Source organism: Amycolatopsis sp. CA-128772 (genome assembly GCF_002904295.1).
Taxonomy (GTDB): domain Bacteria; phylum Actinomycetota; class Actinomycetes; order Mycobacteriales; family Pseudonocardiaceae; genus Amycolatopsis.
Genome location: NZ_PPHG01000086.1, coordinates 165,854 through 181,422, shown reverse-complemented (window position 1 = coordinate 181,422; position 15,569 = coordinate 165,854). Strand labels below are relative to the sequence as shown.

Here is a 15,569-nt window from a genome sequence, read left to right as displayed (position 1 = left end):
GCGTGCCGCCTTTTCCCGAGGTCAGCGACCCCTTCATGGCAGACTGTAGATTGCATACCGTATGGGGTAGGCATATAGTCACCCTGCAGGCTGGCTGTGTCCAGGGCTATCCGCAGGGTTTTTCCGGACTCGGATCCGATCCCCGCGGACCACCGCCCCACGCCCGGACACGGCGGGTTCGCCCGCCCTGCCCCGTCGCGGAAAGGACGCTCCCGGATGGACCTCTTCGAACACGAAGCCCGCGATCTCTTCGAAAAGCACGGCGTACCGGTCCCCCGCGGGCGGGTCGCCGACGATCCGGCCGCGGCCCGGGCGGCGGCCGCGGACCTCGGCGGCCCCGTGGTGGTCAAGGCGCAGGTGAAAACCGGCGGCCGCGGCAAGGCGGGCGGGGTCCGGGTGGTGCGCACCGCCGACGACGCCGAGCAGGCCGCCGACGACATCCTCGGGATGGACATCAAGGGCCACACCGTCCGCCGCGTGCTGGTGACCGAGGCGAGCGAAATCGCCGATGAGTACTACGTCTCGTTCCTGCTCGACCGGGCCGGGCGGAGGTTCCTCGCCATGGCGTCGACCGCAGGCGGGATGGAGATCGAGGAGGTGGCGGCGTCCCGGCCGGACGCACTGGTCCGGGTGCCGGTCGACCCCCTGGCCGGGGTCGACGCCGCGGCCGTCGCGGCGGCGTTCCCCGCCGGCGTGCGGGCGGAAGTGGCGGGCGTCGTCGCCAAGCTGTGGGAGGTGTTCGTCGCCGAGGACTGCACGCTGGTCGAGGTGAATCCCCTCGCGAGCACGCCGGCCGGGATCGTTGCCCTGGACGGCAAGATCACGTTGGACGACAACGCGTCCTTCCGCCGCTCCTCGGCGTACGACGAGTCCGTCGACGGTGATCCGCTGGAGCGTGCCGCCCGCGCGAAGGGCCTCAACTACGTCAAGCTCGACGGCGACATCGGCGTGATCGGCAACGGCGCCGGGCTGGTCATGTCCACTTTGGACGTAGTTGCGGCCGCTGCGGCCGAGGCGGGCGCCCGCGGGCCGGCGAACTTCCTCGACATCGGCGGCGGGGCGTCGGCCGGGGTGATGGTCGACGGGTTGACGGTGATCCTCGGCGATCCGCAGGTCCGCAGCGTGTTCGTCAACGTCTTCGGTGGCATCACGGCGTGCGACGCCGTGGCGGCGGGAATCGTGCGGTCGCTGGAGGTCCTGGGTCCGCGGGCGGCCAAGCCCCTGGTCGTCCGGCTCGACGGGAACAACGTCACCGAGGGCAGGCGGATCCTCGCCGAGGCCGCCCACCCGCTGGTCACCGTGGTGGCCACCATGGACGATGCCGCCCGCGAGGCGGCGAAGCTGGCGATCGCGGAGGTCTGAACCATGGCCGTCTTCCTGGACGAAAACAGCCGGATCGTCGTCTCCGGCATCACCGGCTCCGAAGGGGCCGAGCACACGCGGCGGATGCTCGCCGCCGGGACGAACGTCGTCGGCGGGGTCAACCCGCGCAAGGCCGGGCGGCCGGTGCGGATCGGCCCGAAGGAGCTGCCGGTGTTCGCGAGCGTCGCGGACTCGATGGCGTCGACCGGCGCCGACGTCTGCGTGCTGTTCGTCCCGCCGCCGTTCGTGGCCGACGCGGTGATCGAGGCGGTGGACGCCGGGATCGGCCTCGCGGTGGTGATCACCGAAGGCGTCCCGGTGCACGACACCGCGCGGTTGTGGGCGCACGCTGTCGCGGCGGGCGGCCGGACCCGGATCGTCGGCCCGAACTGCCCCGGCATCATCTCCCCGGGCCGCGCGAACGCCGGCATCATCCCGGCCGACATCACCGGCCCGGGCCGGATCGGCCTCGTGTCGAAGTCCGGCACGCTGACCTACCAGCTCATGCACGAACTGCGGGACATCGGCTTTTCGACGTGCGTCGGCATCGGCGGCGACCCGATCATCGGGACAACGCACATCGACGCGGCGGAGGCGTTCGAAAAGGACCCCGAGACCGACCTGATCGTGCTGGTCGGCGAGATCGGTGGCGACGCCGAAGAGCGGACCGGAGAGTTCGTCCGGGCCACCGTGTCCAAGCCGGTCGTCGGGTACGTCGCGGGTTTCACCGCCCCGGAAGGCAAGACGATGGGGCACGCGGGCGCGATCGTTTCGGGCTCGGCGGGAACCGCGGCGGCGAAGAAGGAAGCGTGGGAGGCAGCGGGAATCCGCGTCGGCCGGACGCCGGGCGAGACGGCGGCGCTCGTGCGCGAGGTGCTCGGCTGATGGAACTCCGCCAGCTGGCGGTGGTGGTGGCGGTCGCCGAGGAGGGCGGGTTCACGGCGGCCGCCCAGCGCCTGCGGACGGTCCAGTCGACGGTGTCCACGGTGGTCCGCGCCCTGGAGCGCGACCTGGGCACCCCGTTGTTCCACCGGACGACGCACCGGGTCATCCTCACCCCGGCGGGCGAGGCGTTCGTCCCGGCCGCCCGCGCGGCGCTGGAAGCGGCCGAGCGCGCCCGCGCGGCGGTGTCCCCCGTGCGCGGCCGGGTCCGGCTCGGCGTGCGCCCCGGTCTGCTGGCCGACCTCCACCGGGTGCTGGACCGGCTGCGGCACACGCACCCGCGGGTGGAGCTGGAGGTCCGCTGCGGCCCGGCGGAATCCACTGTGGACGTCACCCTGACGTCGGCCGCCGACCTCGCTCCCAGCACCGAAGTCACGCTTCTTCCCGCCGAAGAGCTCGTCCTCGCCACCGCGCCCGGCGGTTCGCAGTCCGCCCCCGCCGACCTCTCCGCGCTGTCCCTCGCCGGCTTCCCGGCGGGCTGGGCGATCCGCGAAGCCGTCGACCGGGCCTTCCCGCACCGCCGGATCTCCCTGGAGGTCGACGACCTCGCCGTGGCCACCGGGCTGGTGCGGGCCGGGCTCGCCGCCTGCGTCCTTCCCGCCTCCGCGGCCGCCCGGTTCCCCGAGCTCACCGTGCGGCGGTTCGAGCGGCCCGTCCCGTGGCAGCTCGCCGCCGTGCACCGGGCCGGCGTCTCCCCCGCCGTGGCCGCCGTGCTCGCTCAGCTCGGCTGAAGCCCCAGGCGGTCCGGTCGCGTGTAGACGTTCATCGACGTCCCGCGCGGAAAACCGACCAGCGTCAGGCCCCGCTCGGCGGCCAGGTCCACGGCCAGCGACGACGGCGCGGAAACCGCCGTCAGCAACGGAATCCCGGCCATCGCCGCCTTCTGCACCAGCTCGAACGACGCCCGCCCGCTGACCATCAGCGCCGTCGCGGACAGCGGCAGCTCGCCGGCCCGGGCCGCCCAGCCGACCACCTTGCCCGCCGCGTTGTGCCGGCCGACGTCCTCGCGCAGGCACCGCAGCTTCCCGCCGGCGTCGAAGAGCCCGGCCGCGTGGAGACCGCCGGTGCGGTCGAAGACCCGTTGCGCCGCACGGAGCTCGTCCGGCAGCCCGGCCAGCGTCGCCGGGCCGGTGGTGAACGGGTCGCCGTCGACCGGCCAGGTGACGGTCGTGCGCACGGCGTCCAGGCTCGCCTTGCCGCACAGGCCGGCGACCCGGATCTCGAGGGGTTCCTCGACGGTCAGCGTGTCCGGCCGCGCGGTGTGCGCGCCGTCGTGAACCCGCAGCACCCGCCGCCGGGCCGTCATCCGCCCCACGTCAGGCCGCCGGCAGCAGCGACGCGGGCCGGCCCGGCTGGGTCAGCCGCCCGGACAGCACGGCGGCGGCCAGGCTCAGCACACCGGCCGCGACGAACCCGTTTTCCGCCACGACGAGCGCGGCCGGCGCGATCCCGACCGCCGCGCCGATGGCCTTGGCGCTGTACAGGATTCCGAAGTTCTGCGCCGCCGATTCGTCGCCGAAGTACTCCCGCACCAGGCCGACGAGCAGCGTGTAGCAGCAGCCGTTGCCAAGCCCGGCCAGCGCGGCGCCCAGCAGCAGGCCGACGGCGTGCCGGTGTTCGCCCGAATAGCACAGCACGAACTGCGCGACACCGCCCGCGAGCAACGCGAACCGCAGGATCCGGTGCCGGCCGGCGAGCCGTCCGATGAGGACCCGGCCGCTGCCGGTGGCCGCCGCCAGCGACGCCAGGGCGGCCGCGGCGAGCCCGGGCCCGCTGCGGGCGGCGGCGAACGTCGCCAGGTAGGCCAGGTCGAACAGCAGCACAGCGGCCGCGAGCACGACGACGAGGTACAGCGAAAGCGTGGCGCGGCACCGGAACAGTTCGGCCGGCCGGTAGTGCCGGACCGCCGGCCGGCGGTTGTGCGCCCGGTCGAGGGCCCACGTCCGGGGTTCGGGCGTGGCGGGCCACCAGTGCCGTGGCGGGTACCGCAGCAGCGCCGCGCAGCCGGTGATGACGACGAGCACGACCGCGGCCGTGCCATCGAGCAGCTCCGGCCGTGCGGCCGGCAACGCGGCGGCGAGCACGACGAACGGGACGCTGCCGTAGGCGAAGGCGCCGCTCACGATGCCGGCCCGGGAGCCGGTGCGGTCCGGGAACCAGGCGAGCACCGCGCCGACGCAGGTGGCGTAGACGAGCCCGGTGCCGAGCCCGCCGAGCACCGAGTACCCGACGAAGACGGTGACGAGGCTGGTCGCGTGGCCGAGCGTCACCAGCCCGGCCGCGCACAGGACCGCGCCGGCGGCCATCGCCGCGCGCGCCGGCAGCAGGCCGCGTTCGCGGAGCCACGCCGCCGGGAACGCGGCGCCGGCCTGGCAGATCGCCCACACCGCGAGCGAGAGCACGATCCCGCCGGACGTCCAGCCGGGCGTCCGGCTCAGCGACGGCACGATCGCGCCGAAGCCGTACTGCTGCACCCCGGCCGCGAGCATGGCCGCCGCGGCGAGCCAGGTGATCCAGGTCCGCGGCCGGCCGAGCAGCTCCCGGTCGGTCTCGCCGACCCGGTACCACCGTCCGTAGACGTCCCGCAACTCGCGGACCTCCGTCAAGGCGACCGCCTCCTCACACTGAAGATTGTATGCAGTATGGAGTAGGCTGAGTGTGCGCTCATTGCGGGCGAATGTCTACCGAGGGATCCCGAGGGGGAAGAAGGCGGCCCGGTGGCCATCGAGGGAGGAGGCGGCCACCGGGCCGGTGCCCCGCCGCGGTACCGGCCGCGGGGAGCACTGACAGTGTGGCGATCGGAGCCGCCCTCCGACAAGCTTTCGCCCGGCAGCGGGCCGGGCTTTGTCCACAACGCACCATCCGGTGCGGGCCGCGGCCACGAAAAGTGACGGCGGGGCGCGAAAAGAGCACTGAACGCCACCTGGGCGTCCAGCGGGAGAGATCAGCGCACCGGCGCCCTCACCGGGCTGCCGGCTGACGAAGCCACTCCCGTCGGCGTGGCTTCGTCAGCGCGCGGGGCCGGGCAACCGACCTCAAGACTTCCGGCGGGACGCTCGCTTGCGCGCCGGCTTGGCGTCGGCGGGCTCGGCCGCCGCGGCCTGTTCGGCTTCGAAGCCGGCGATGATCTCGCTGGACAGCCGGCCGCGCTCGGCGACCTCGTAGCCGTTGGCCTGCGCCCATTCGCGGATCTGCCGGTTGCGTTCACGGTCGGTGCCCGAGCCGGACGGGCCGGACAGCGACTGCCCGGTCGCCAGGCGCACCTTGCGGCCGCCGATGCGCCGCGCGGCCGCGACGTACCGGGCGAGTTCGTCCCGCAGCGCGGAGGCGTTCTCCTCGGACAGGTCGATCTCGTACGTCACCCCGTCGAGGCTGAAGGGGACGGTCTGCGAAGCCTCGCTCCCGTCGAGGTCGTCCACCATCTGGACCTGCACCCGTTGCGCCATGGTTCGTCGTTCCTCATCTTCTCCAGAACACGGTCGGACAGACCCTAACCTGTCGAATCACGTCCAGCACGCGCGACACCCTGAAGCGTCCACAATGGCCGCTCGGGCGGCCGGGCCGCCCGCGTCCAGAGTGACCGCAACCGGGCCGAAATGCTCGCGACCTTGTCGAAAATCCATTTTTGTGATATGCTCGAAATCAAATCGGTACCGTGGCGGGATGCGGACCACCGCCGTTAGCCGTAATACTCCCCGAGCCGGCCACGCCGCCTTCACGGCCGTCGCCGCACGCGCGGCACATTTGCTGGTCGACCGCGAGCCGGTCATCTTCTCCGGCCCTCTTGCCGCTCCCCTGCCCGGCGACCACGCCGAGGAACTTTTGGCCTACCACCGGATGCACACCACGCACCCGGTGCCGGCCGGCGCCTGCGCCGAAGCGGTGTGCCGCAGCCGGTTCGCCGACGACCGGCCGGCGACCGGCAATTCCGGTATATACCAGTATCCGATTCCGGGTACCGGGCCCGATTCGTTCGCGTATCGAACCATGGCACGACGATTCCGCGTGTTCGAGGTCGGCCACCCGGCCACCCAGGAGGTCGAACGGGAACTGCCGGCCGCCGCCGGCGTCGCCGAACCGCCATCGGTCACCTTCGTCCCGGCCGGCTTCGAAGCCGAGCCTCTCGAGGACGGCTCGTCCAGTGTGGACTGGATCTGTTTCGCCCCGTGTCCGCGAGCTGGCTCGGTGTCACCGTGCACCTGACCCGTCCGGCGATTGCCGCCACATTGACGGATCCCGGCGGATTCGCCCCGGGAACGGAAAACCGGCCGATCACCTGCGGCCCGCGGAACTGCGCGACGCGGCCGGGGCCGCCTACGCCGAAGCCGTCCGGCCGGTGGCCGCCGCGCAGGGCGAGCCGTGGCCCACGTTCCTCTCCCCCGCAGCGGCGCACGGACGCGCTGCGGCCGGCCGCGCTTTCCGCGTTGACGCACGCGCGCATTCCCCCGCCGGCCGGGAATGCCGGGCCGCTGACGGCTTTTTCCGCCGTGCTGCCTCCCGGTCAGTCGGGCAGCAGCGGCACTTCGAGGTCGTCCGGGCGGCCGAGCAGGACCGCCCGGGTGACCGCCGACTTGCCGAACCGGTCCCGCACCGCGTCCAGCGCGGAGTCGAGCTCACCGGCCCGTTCCTCCCGGAACGGCAGCGTCGGCTGGAACGGGTTTTCGTCGGCCAGGTTGGACAGCGCGGCGCCGAGCAGGGTGAGCCCGCGGTCGGCGATCAGCGGCAGCGCGGCGACGAGCAGGTCCCGCGCCGCGGCCAGCAGCACGCCGGTGCCGGCCGTCGGGTCGGTCAGCGTGTGCGAGCGGGTGGCGCGGGAAAAGTCGGCGAAGCGCAGGCGGATCGTCACCGTGCGGCAGACGCGGCCGGCCGCGCGCAGCCGGCGGGCGATCCGGTCGATCAGCGCCACCAGCACGACGTCGAGCTCGGCCGGTGTCCGCCGGCCGCGGCCGAGGGCCCGCTGGGCGCCGATCGAGCGCCGCCGCCGCCCGAGCTCCACGCGTCGCGGGTCTTCGTTGTGCGCCAGGTCGTGCAGGTGCGCGCCGGCGACCCGGCCCAGCAGGCCGACGAGGTCCACCTGCTCCGACGCGGCCAGCTGCCCGACGGTGGTGATCCCCCGGATCCGCAGCTTCTCGGCGGTGATCTTGCCCACCCCCCAGAGCGCCGTGACCGGCAACGGGTGCAGGAACGCCATTTCCCCGTCGTGCGGGACGACGAGCAGGCCGTCGGGCTTGGCCACCCGGCTGGCGACCTTGGCGAGGAACTTCGTCCGCGCCACCCCGACGGTGATCGGCAGCCCGGCCCGCTCGGCGACGGCGGTGCGCAGCCGTTCGGCGATCTGGCTCGGCCGCCCGGCGATCCTGCCCAACCCACCGACGTCGAGGAACGCCTCGTCGACCGAGATGCCCTCCACCCACGGCGTCGTGTCGTGGAAGACGTCGAAGACGGCCCGGCTGGCAGCCATGTAGGCCGACATCCGCGGCGGCACGACGACGGCGTGCGGGCACAGCCGGCGGGCCTGCGTGCCCCCCATCGCGGTGCGCACGCCGTAGGCCTTCGCCTCGTAACTCGCGGCGAGGACGACCCCGCCGCCGACGATCACCGGCCGTCCCCTGAGGGCCGGATCGTCCCGCTGCTCGACCGACGCGTAGAAGGAGTCGAGGTCGGCGTGCAGGATGGGCCCCTCGTCGGTCATAGAACACATGTTCGCATACCCGCGGGCCGAAGTCCGCCCCTCCGCCCGCCGCGGGTGACCGGCCGCCGGACGAAAGTGCGCCCTTTTCCGGTTGTCGCCGTTCTGTTGCCCAGCTCACACTCGAGGGATCGAACGACCCGACCACTGGGGGCGACATGACCGACAAGTGCCGATGCGGCGACCACCACGCGTGGGCCGCACCCAGCCCGGAGGACAGGCCGGCGGCGGTGCGGCAGCCCCTGCTGGCCGCGACGCTGGCCCGCGAAGACCGCGCGGAGGACACCGACGGGCTCGACCCGACCGACCGCGTCACGTGCCGGACGCACCGCCGCTGGCTGCACGACTGCGTGGCGTCCCCGGTGCACACGAACCCGGCGGTCGGGTACCGGTGGTGCCGCCGCTGCGACCACCAGGCGCTGGTCGCGGTGGACGAACTCGCCGGCGAGGTGACGATCCGCTGCGGGCTCTGCGGCCGGACCCCGCACAGCCGGGCGAACCAGGAGCTCGTGGAGCTGTGCCGGCGGAGCCTGGCGCTGGCCCGGTCGGGACGGTTCCCGGAGAGCGCCGTCGCCTGACTGCCATGATGCGGGGGTGCCCGAGATCGGAACCACCGCGCTGGTCGTGTTGCTGCCCGCCGCCGAGCCGGTCCTGGCCGCGGTCCGGCGGGTGTCGCCCGAGCTGGTCCGCCCCGGCCTCCCGGCCCACGTGACGGCGTTGTACCCGTTCCTGCCGGATGACTCGCTGAACGACTCGGTGCTGGGGGCAGTCCGGACGCTGGCGGCGGAACTTGCGCCGGCGTCGGTTCGGCTCACGGAGCTCGTGACAGCGCCGGGCTTCGCGGCGATCCCGGCTCCGGAGCTGCAGGGGGTGGCCGATGCCGTCTGTGCCCGGTGGCCCGGCGTTCCGCCGTACGGGGGCAGGTTCGGTCCTCGGCCGGCTGCGCACCTGACCGTGGCGATGGGCGGCTCGGCGGAGACGCTCGAGGGGGTCGGCCGGGAAGTGCGGCCGCTGCTCCCGGTGGCCGATCGGGCGGAGACCTTGCGGTTGGTGGCGCTCACCGAACGCGGCTGGGAGCCGCGTCTGGAGGCCCCGCTCGGAGGCTGAGCGGTCAGCCGTCGTGCGCCAGCTTCCCGTACGCCCGGGCGATCGCCCGCAACCGGGCCACGTCCGCGGCGAACGGTTCTGCCGGCGCGGCAGGCGGCTCCGTCTCGTCCGGCTCGTCCGGGAGGTCGCGCACCAGCCTCGCCGCGGCCGGGGGCGGCAGCTCCGGCGTCACGCCCGCCAGGATCAGGCCGTCGTTCGTCTCGCTCATCGCCGTCAGCAGCCGCTCGCGGCGCGAGGCCCCACCCGGGTCGATGCGGGCTATCTCCGGGAACCGGCGCGTCAGGTGCTCGCGCAACGGCCGGAGCAGCCGGAGCGTGCGCGCGTCACGCCGGGCCGCCACGAGGCCCGGGACCGCCGGGATCGTCAACCCCAGGACGATCAACAGCACCGACACGGCCGGGAACCCCACGTCCAGCGTGCACGGCAGTGTCGAGAACGGCCCCCGGCACAATCCCTTCGCCGGGTGGTCGGCCTGCAGCGCGTGCAGCGTCGCCACGACCTTGCCGGCCAGGTAGGCCACCGCGAAAGCCGACGCCAGCAGCAACAGCGCGAGCCCCGCGCGCAGGGCGCCGCCGCTGGCGCGGATCGTCACCGCCGACACGATGCCGATGTCGATGACCGCGAAGCCGAGGTACACCGTGTACGTGAAGACGTAGACCACCAGCGTCGGGTGCGTTCCGTACAGCTGGTCGAACACGCCGACGCCGCGCGGCAGGCCCGAGGTGCTGAAGAACGTGACCACCAGCACGGTCAGCGCCACCCCGAGCGCGACCAGCCGGGTGCGGCGGCCGCGGTCGCGGGTGCCGCTGATCTCCGCGACCGTCAGGCCGATGCCGTACGCCGCGACCATCGTCGCCAGGTTCGACAGCAGCCGGCCGAGGCTCGGGTAAAGCTCGCTCTCGAACTGCTGCGCGCGGTTCGACAGGAAGCAGAACGCCGCCCCCAGGGCGATCAGCGAGACGGCCAGGCCCGCGCCGGCGCCGGTGCGGCGGGCGCGGACCGCCCGCCAGATCCCGGCGAAGAGGGCGAACGCCCCGACGGCGACGAAAAGTATGTCGATCACGGAACGCGACTATCCCAGGAGTGCCGCCAGCCGCCTAGCCTGCTCGGCCGCCCGGCCGGACGCGCCCGGCTGAACGGCGGGTGGCTCGCTGGTCGCCGCGCTCATCAGCAGGACGGCGATCAGCTCGGCCTCGTACTCGTCCGTGCCCGTCGTTACGCGGGTCAGCAGGTGCGACAACGCCCGCGGCGCCAGGTCGGGGGCGAGCTCGGCGGCCTCGGATTCCGACATCAGGCAGGTTCCGGTGTGCGCGCAGAGCATGTGCGCCAGCTCGTGGGCGATGATGTGGTCCTGGTGCAGCGCCGACGTGTGTTCGGTGTAGGCGATCAGGTCGTAGTCCGGGCGGGCCTGCCAGGCACCGGACGGCTGACCGGGCCGGTACGCGATCGGGACGAGGTCGATTTCCCGGCCCCGCCACGCTTCGAGCCCGTCGACCCAGGCGTTCATCGACCACGGCCGCGGCAGCGGGACGGCGGCCAGCACCGTCCGCACGCGCTCGCGCGCCCGGTCACGCAGGTCCGGCAGGCCGCGCTCGTCGATGGGTCCTCCCCGCTCACCGGGCGCCAGCCGGGTGCACCGGGGCGCGATCACGGACGACGTCATCGTAGCCGAGAAGCCCGTGGTCACTCCGGCTTCCGCCGCCGGCCCGTGCGGCGCCGGGTGCCGTCGTAGCTGCTGAGCTGATCGAGCAGCGCGGTCACGGTTTCGCGGTCCCGCGGCGACAGCCGCATGGCGCGCTGGGCCAGGGTCCGCGCCTCGCTGTCCCGCCAGGCGACGACGTCCTCGACCTGCTGATCGACCTGACCGGCAACCTCGTCGTCGAAGAAGTACGTCACCGGAACGCCGAAGAACTGGGCCAGCGCCTGGATGTGCGAACGCTTCGGGTCCTTGCGCGCACCGACGGCCAGCTGCTGCACGTGCGTCGCCGACATGGTCACGCCGGTCTGCTCGGCGACGCCGTGCGCGATTTCCCGGTAGGAGTACGGCTTGCGGTCCGGCGGGTGCACGGTCGCGATCAGGTGCGCCAGCCGTTCGGCGAAACTGCGCTCTTCGCTCACCACACACCACCTGCCGCCGTGAAACGTGACACCGGACAGCCTAGCTGTTCCGAAAACTTGACACACCCTGTGCCGGAAAGACTACGATACTCCCGCCGGGTGTTTCGGAAACGTGACACCAGGCCCGGGGTGGCGCAGCGGCCGCGGGGTGATTCACGTGGCCGCTGGGGGTGGCCACGCGCCCAACCCTGCCCGCCGCGCCACCCCTTCCCATGCCCTGTGCTGCCTGGAGCGCAGACGCTCGGCCAGGCTCACGCGAGCAGCCGGGTTCCGGCGGTTCTGCTCGCTCACCCCGGCGGCCGATTCGCGCGGTGGGGGTGAGCGGCGCTCTGCGGCCAGTCGGCGAACAATTCGCGCCGCGGAACCCGCACGGCTCAACCGGTACGGCGAGGCGGCGCCACAGCTCCGCGCCGAGGTCCACCGAGGTGCACACGTCACCGCCCGCCGGGTGGGCGAACCTCTTCTGCCCGATCCCGGTCTGACGCGTATCGGTGCCCCCTCGCGGAGGGGCCACCGATCAGGACCGGTACACGCCGAACTCGTACAGCGAATAGCCGTACCCGCTGCCGCGCTGGGTGCCGTACACGCGCACGTACCGCGCGGTCGCCGAGACGGCGAGGTCGTCGGCGCCGCCGTCGCCGGACGTTGTCGTGTACACCGTCCGCCAGTTCGCCGCGTCGTCGCTCACCTGGAGCTCGTAGGCTCGCGCGAACGCCGCCTCCCAGACCAGCTGGACGTGGGTGAACGCCTGCCGGCTGCCCAGGTCGACCTGCAGCCACTGCGGGTCCGCCCAGGCGCTCGCCCAGCGGGTCGCCGTGTCCCCGTCGGTCGCGGCCTGGGGCGGGTAGGGCGCGCCGGGACCATCGGCTTGGTAGGTCGACGCCGTGGTCGCGGCGCCGCGGGCCAGGTTCGTCCCCGGCACCGGCGGGGCCACCACGCGCAGGGAACGGGTTTCGATGCCGACGTTGCCGTGGCCGTCCCGGGCGTAGAGGTAGAGCTTCCAGACGCCGAGCTGCTGCGGCGCGGTGACGGTGAACGTCCCGGTGCCGCTGAACCGCGCCGGGACCAGCCCGGCCGCGTTGTCGATGTACTTGCTGTTGTAGCCCATGGTGTAGGCGATCGGATCACCGTCCGGATCGGACACCGCCGCCGTCACGGTGAACGTACCGCCCGCCGGGACGTCGGTGCTGCGGCTGAGGTTCATCGACGAGATCACCGGCGGCGTGTTGCCGCCGGTCTGTCCGCTGTAGAGCTTGCGGACGGCGTACCAGGAGAGCCGTTTCTCGTTGCCGGTGGTGATGTTGAACCAGACGCCGCCGAAGTCGCCTTCGGTGCCGTAGTGGAAGAGGGTCGCGCCGAGCGCCACGCCGGGGTGGGCCAGCACGCAGTTCCAGGCGTTCACGTACCCGTCGCGCTTCTGCTGGTCCGTCGGCTCCGCGGGGACGCCGTTCACGTCGTCCGGCACCTCCCACTCGCCGGCCGGGCCGGTTTCGGTGACGATGTACGGCTTCGCGTAGCCGCCCGCGAGCCAGTCCTGCTTGACCTGGCAGACGTGCGCGTACGAGTTGACGGAGTACAGGTCGAGGTTCGGCGCGTACGCCTTGTAGTACGGCCAGGCGCCGGTCCACGCGTCGGTCGACGTGACCGGGTGGTTCGCGTCGATCGCGTGGATCGCCTGCGCGGCCTGGTCGACGAACCGCGTGTAGGCGATCCGCTCCTGCTCCAGCTGCGCGCCCGAGTAGCAGTTCTGCATGCCGAGGATCGACTCGTTGCCGACGTTCCACATCAGCACGCCGCGGTGGCCCTGGTAGGCGGCGACCCACTTCTGGATTTCGGCGAGCATCGTGGTCTTGTAGTTCGCGTCCGTGGTGTAGTCCACGCAGCCGCCGCTGCCCGGTCCGCCGCCGGGCTGCAGCCAGAAGCCGCTGATCACCTTGATGCCGTTGGCCGCGGCCGCGTCGAGCAACGGCTGGGTCGTGCCGTCCGTGCCCCACGTCCGGACGGTGTTGACGCCGATCGCGTGCAGCTCGGGCATCCGCGCGGCCGCCTCGCCGACCGGCGGTCCCCAGGTCAGGCCCTTGACGGTCCACGGGATGCCGTCGACCGTCAGCTGCCAGTTCCCCTGGGTGCCGGCGACCCGGGTGACGCCCGGGCCGTCCTGCGCCGCCGGGGTGCCGCTGACCTGGAACTCCCACAGCGAATAGCCGTAACCGCCGGCGCGGTGGGTGCCGTAGAGGCGGACGTACCGGCCGTGCCCGGTGACGGTGAGGTTCTGCCGGCCCCCGGCCGCCGACGTCGTGCTGTATACCGTCTGCCAAGAGGCGGCGTTGTCGGAAACCTGGACTTCGTAGGCCGTCGCATAGGCGGCCTCCCAGTCGAGGGTGACCTGCGAGATGTCGGCGGGCGCCCCGAGGTCGACCTGCAGCCACTGCGGGTCGCTCCAGGCGCTCGCCCAGCGCGTGCCGGTGTCGCCGTCGACGGCCGCCGACGCCGGGGTGCCCGCGCCTTCGGTGCTCGACGCGGTCGCCGGTCTTCCCTGCGACAGCACGGTGGCGGCCTGCGCCGGGAGCGGGCCGGCGAGCAGCCCCAGCACCAGCAGGGCCACCAGCGCCGGGACGGCACGGAGGAGCGACGGTCGGTCCACGATGACTCCCGTACGACAGGACGGCGGGGACGGAGACCGCTGGAGAGCGCTCTCCCGGAAGGCCGATGGTTCGCCACGGCCACCGGCGTTGTCAAGAACCGGCCGGGAACCCGACAATGACTGTCCGGCAGGCGAACCGGGTGCTCCTTGACAGGGCCGCCAGGAGCTGCGCATGCTGTGGGAGAGCGCTCTCCCATCCTTGGCACCTCACCGTGGAGGACCCTTGGCAACGAAAGCCGCGCTCCTCGCCTGCACCGCCGCCACCGTGCTGGCAGGCGCCTTCCTGACCGCGGCCACCTGGTCGCCCGCCGGGGCCGACGACCTGGTGACCCACCACGAGTTCCAGGTCAACTGCTCCCCGAGCCACCACCAGCCGGACGACCCGATCGTGTTCCCCGGGCTGCCCGGCGCGTCCCACGACCACACGTTCCTCGGCAACAAGACGACGAACGCAGCCACGACGACGCAGTCGCTGCAGGCCGCGGGCGTCGGCAACACGACGTGCCTGGCACCGGACGACCTGTCCGCGTACTGGTTCCCCACCGTGTACAACGGGAATCAGGTGGTGCTGCCGAACTTCGCGCAGGTCGTCTACTACAAGTCCGGCATCCTCGACTACACGAAGGTGGTGCCGTTCCCGCCCGGCCTGCGGTACGTGGCCGGGAGCGTCACCGCGACGCAGGACGAGTTCCAGCACGCACCCGGCGCCATCGAGGGCTGGGAGTGCGGCGACAGCTTCCACAACTGGGACATCCCGGTGCGGTGCGTCGCCGGCAGCCAGCTCAACATCCGCTACCAGGCGCCGAGCTGCTGGGACGGCGTCCACCTGGATTCGGCCGACCACAAGAGCCACCTGACGTACCCGGACCGGGCGACCCTGACGTGCCCGGCCGACCACCCGGTGGCCGTGCCGATGCTGGAGTTCAAGATGGCGTTCCCGGTCAGCGGGGACATGTCCGGGGTGCACCTGGCCAGCGGACGCGGGTATTCGTGGCACTACGACTTCTTCAACGCGTGGGACCCGGAAACCCTGGCCGCGCTGGTGAAGCACTGCATCAACGGCGGCCTGCAGTGCGACCCGCGCGGGTTCGACCTGTACAAGCCGGACCGCGGCAGTGTGCTCGGCCCGAACTACCGGCTGCCCGGCCGTCCGTGAACCGGCGGTTCCCGGGGGTGGCGGTGGTGGTGCTGTGCCTGGGCGGGTGCGCCACCACCGCCGCCCCCGCTCCTCCGGCCTCTCCGGCCACGCAGGCCGCCTTCAACCCGACGGACGTGGCCTGGCTGCAGCTCGTGGTGCCGATGACCGAGAACGCATTGGCCGCGGCCCGGCTGGCGCCGCAGCACACCGCGAGCCCGGCGATCCGCTCGGCGGCCGATGCCTTCGCCGGACCGCAGGAGCGGTTGCTGGTTCACCTGCGGGCGACCCGCGACCGCGCCGGGCTCCCGGCATCCGACGTCCACAGTGGACACCGGATGCCGGGCATGGTCACGCCGGCCGACCTGGTGGCCCTGCGCACCGAACGGGGTTCCGCCTTCGACCGTCGGCTGGTCGCCCTGTTGCGGGCGCACGCCGCGCAGCTCGTCGTGCTGGCGGGAGGCGAGCAGAACTCCGGCGCGGACGCCGGGACCCGTGAACTGGCGGGAGCGGTCGGCGCCGAGGTAACCCACGCAGGCGAGCTGCTCGCGAAGGTGTGAGAACGCCGCCGG

The 15,569-nt window shown here is 72.9% G+C and carries 16 protein-coding genes; 8 read left to right on the top strand and 8 right to left on the bottom strand.

Features of this window, described 5'->3' with window-relative positions:
- Positions 1-216 precede the first annotated feature (216 nt).
- From sucC to C2L59_RS37490, 3 genes are read left to right on the top strand one after another with little or no spacing between them, the layout of a single operon-like run.
- Positions 217-1,362: an ADP-forming succinate--CoA ligase subunit beta gene (gene sucC / locus C2L59_RS37500; protein WP_103354329.1), complete on the top strand. Its 1,146-nt coding sequence runs from the start codon at positions 217-219 to the stop codon at positions 1,360-1,362.
- Positions 1,363-1,365: 3 nt separating this feature from the next.
- Entirely contained in the window at positions 1,366-2,247 is an 882-nt protein-coding gene (sucD, locus tag C2L59_RS37495) for a succinate--CoA ligase subunit alpha (protein WP_103354328.1), read from the top strand.
- Complete coding sequence (locus tag C2L59_RS37490) at positions 2,247-3,035, top strand: LysR family transcriptional regulator (protein WP_199199455.1); 789 nt, start codon at positions 2,247-2,249, stop codon at positions 3,033-3,035. The genes sucD and C2L59_RS37490 overlap by 1 nt, the downstream gene beginning before the upstream one ends.
- Here C2L59_RS37490 and C2L59_RS37485 read toward each other — a convergent pair.
- The 3 genes from C2L59_RS37485 to C2L59_RS37475 form a co-directional block, all read right to left on the bottom strand.
- Positions 3,023-3,619, bottom strand: coding sequence for a formate dehydrogenase accessory sulfurtransferase FdhD (locus C2L59_RS37485; protein WP_199199454.1), 597 nt, complete (start codon positions 3,617-3,619; stop codon positions 3,023-3,025). The two genes, C2L59_RS37490 and C2L59_RS37485, sit on opposite strands and share 13 nt — an antisense overlap.
- A 1-nt stretch (position 3,620) precedes the next feature.
- Positions 3,621-4,910 (bottom strand): MFS transporter, encoded by a 1,290-nt coding sequence (locus C2L59_RS37480; protein WP_103354326.1) that lies wholly within the window; start codon positions 4,908-4,910, stop codon positions 3,621-3,623.
- A gap of 429 nt (positions 4,911-5,339) precedes the next feature.
- Positions 5,340-5,750 carry an Lsr2 family protein gene (locus C2L59_RS37475; protein WP_103354325.1) on the bottom strand — a complete coding sequence of 137 codons (411 nt, stop codon included), beginning with the start codon at positions 5,748-5,750 and terminating at the stop codon, positions 5,340-5,342.
- Positions 5,751-5,967: 217 nt separating this feature from the next.
- Here C2L59_RS37475 and C2L59_RS37470 point away from each other — a divergent pair, with 217 nt between their 5' ends.
- Positions 5,968-6,507: a class I SAM-dependent methyltransferase gene (locus tag C2L59_RS37470; RefSeq protein WP_199199451.1), complete on the top strand. Its 540-nt coding sequence runs from the start codon at positions 5,968-5,970 to the stop codon at positions 6,505-6,507.
- A 298-nt stretch (positions 6,508-6,805) separates the two neighbouring features.
- On the opposite strand, the gene dinB is transcribed toward C2L59_RS37470, so the two are convergent.
- The gene (gene dinB, locus C2L59_RS37465) at positions 6,806-7,996 is read right to left on the bottom strand and encodes a DNA polymerase IV (RefSeq protein ID WP_103354324.1); all 1,191 of its coding nucleotides are present in this window, start codon (positions 7,994-7,996) and stop codon (positions 6,806-6,808) included.
- 155 nt (positions 7,997-8,151) lie between these two features.
- On the opposite strand from dinB, the gene C2L59_RS37460 reads away from it, so the two are divergent.
- Complete coding sequence (locus tag C2L59_RS37460) at positions 8,152-8,571, top strand: hypothetical protein (RefSeq protein ID WP_103354323.1); 420 nt, start codon at positions 8,152-8,154, stop codon at positions 8,569-8,571.
- 16 nt (positions 8,572-8,587) lie between these two features.
- Entirely contained in the window at positions 8,588-9,100 is a 513-nt protein-coding gene (locus tag C2L59_RS37455) for a 2'-5' RNA ligase family protein (protein WP_233223888.1), read from the top strand.
- A 4-nt stretch (positions 9,101-9,104) separates the two neighbouring features.
- Here the strand turns inward: C2L59_RS37455 and C2L59_RS37450 are convergent, their stop codons facing one another.
- The 4 genes from C2L59_RS37450 to C2L59_RS37430 all read right to left on the bottom strand — a co-directional run bounded on the left by C2L59_RS37450 (position 9,105) and on the right by C2L59_RS37430 (position 13,862).
- On the bottom strand, positions 9,105-10,163 hold the full coding sequence (locus tag C2L59_RS37450) for a hypothetical protein (RefSeq protein WP_103354322.1): 1,059 nt from the start codon (positions 10,161-10,163) through the stop codon (positions 9,105-9,107).
- Between the two features lie 9 nt (positions 10,164-10,172).
- Entirely contained in the window at positions 10,173-10,751 is a 579-nt protein-coding gene (locus C2L59_RS37445) for a hypothetical protein (RefSeq protein ID WP_233223887.1), read from the bottom strand.
- Positions 10,752-10,783: 32 nt separating this feature from the next.
- Complete coding sequence (locus C2L59_RS37440) at positions 10,784-11,218, bottom strand: transcriptional regulator (RefSeq protein WP_103354320.1); 435 nt, start codon at positions 11,216-11,218, stop codon at positions 10,784-10,786.
- Between the two features lie 517 nt (positions 11,219-11,735).
- Positions 11,736-13,862, bottom strand: a complete 2,127-nt coding sequence (locus tag C2L59_RS37430; RefSeq protein ID WP_103354318.1) for a discoidin domain-containing protein — start codon at positions 13,860-13,862, stop codon at positions 11,736-11,738.
- Between the two features lie 223 nt (positions 13,863-14,085).
- On the opposite strand from C2L59_RS37430, the gene C2L59_RS37425 reads away from it, so the two are divergent.
- Entirely contained in the window at positions 14,086-15,018 is a 933-nt protein-coding gene (locus C2L59_RS37425) for a DUF1996 domain-containing protein (RefSeq protein WP_103354317.1), read from the top strand.
- Complete coding sequence (locus tag C2L59_RS37420; RefSeq protein WP_103354316.1) at positions 15,015-15,557, top strand: DUF305 domain-containing protein; 543 nt, start codon at positions 15,015-15,017, stop codon at positions 15,555-15,557. The genes C2L59_RS37425 and C2L59_RS37420 overlap by 4 nt, the downstream gene beginning before the upstream one ends.
- Positions 15,558-15,569 lie beyond the last annotated feature (12 nt).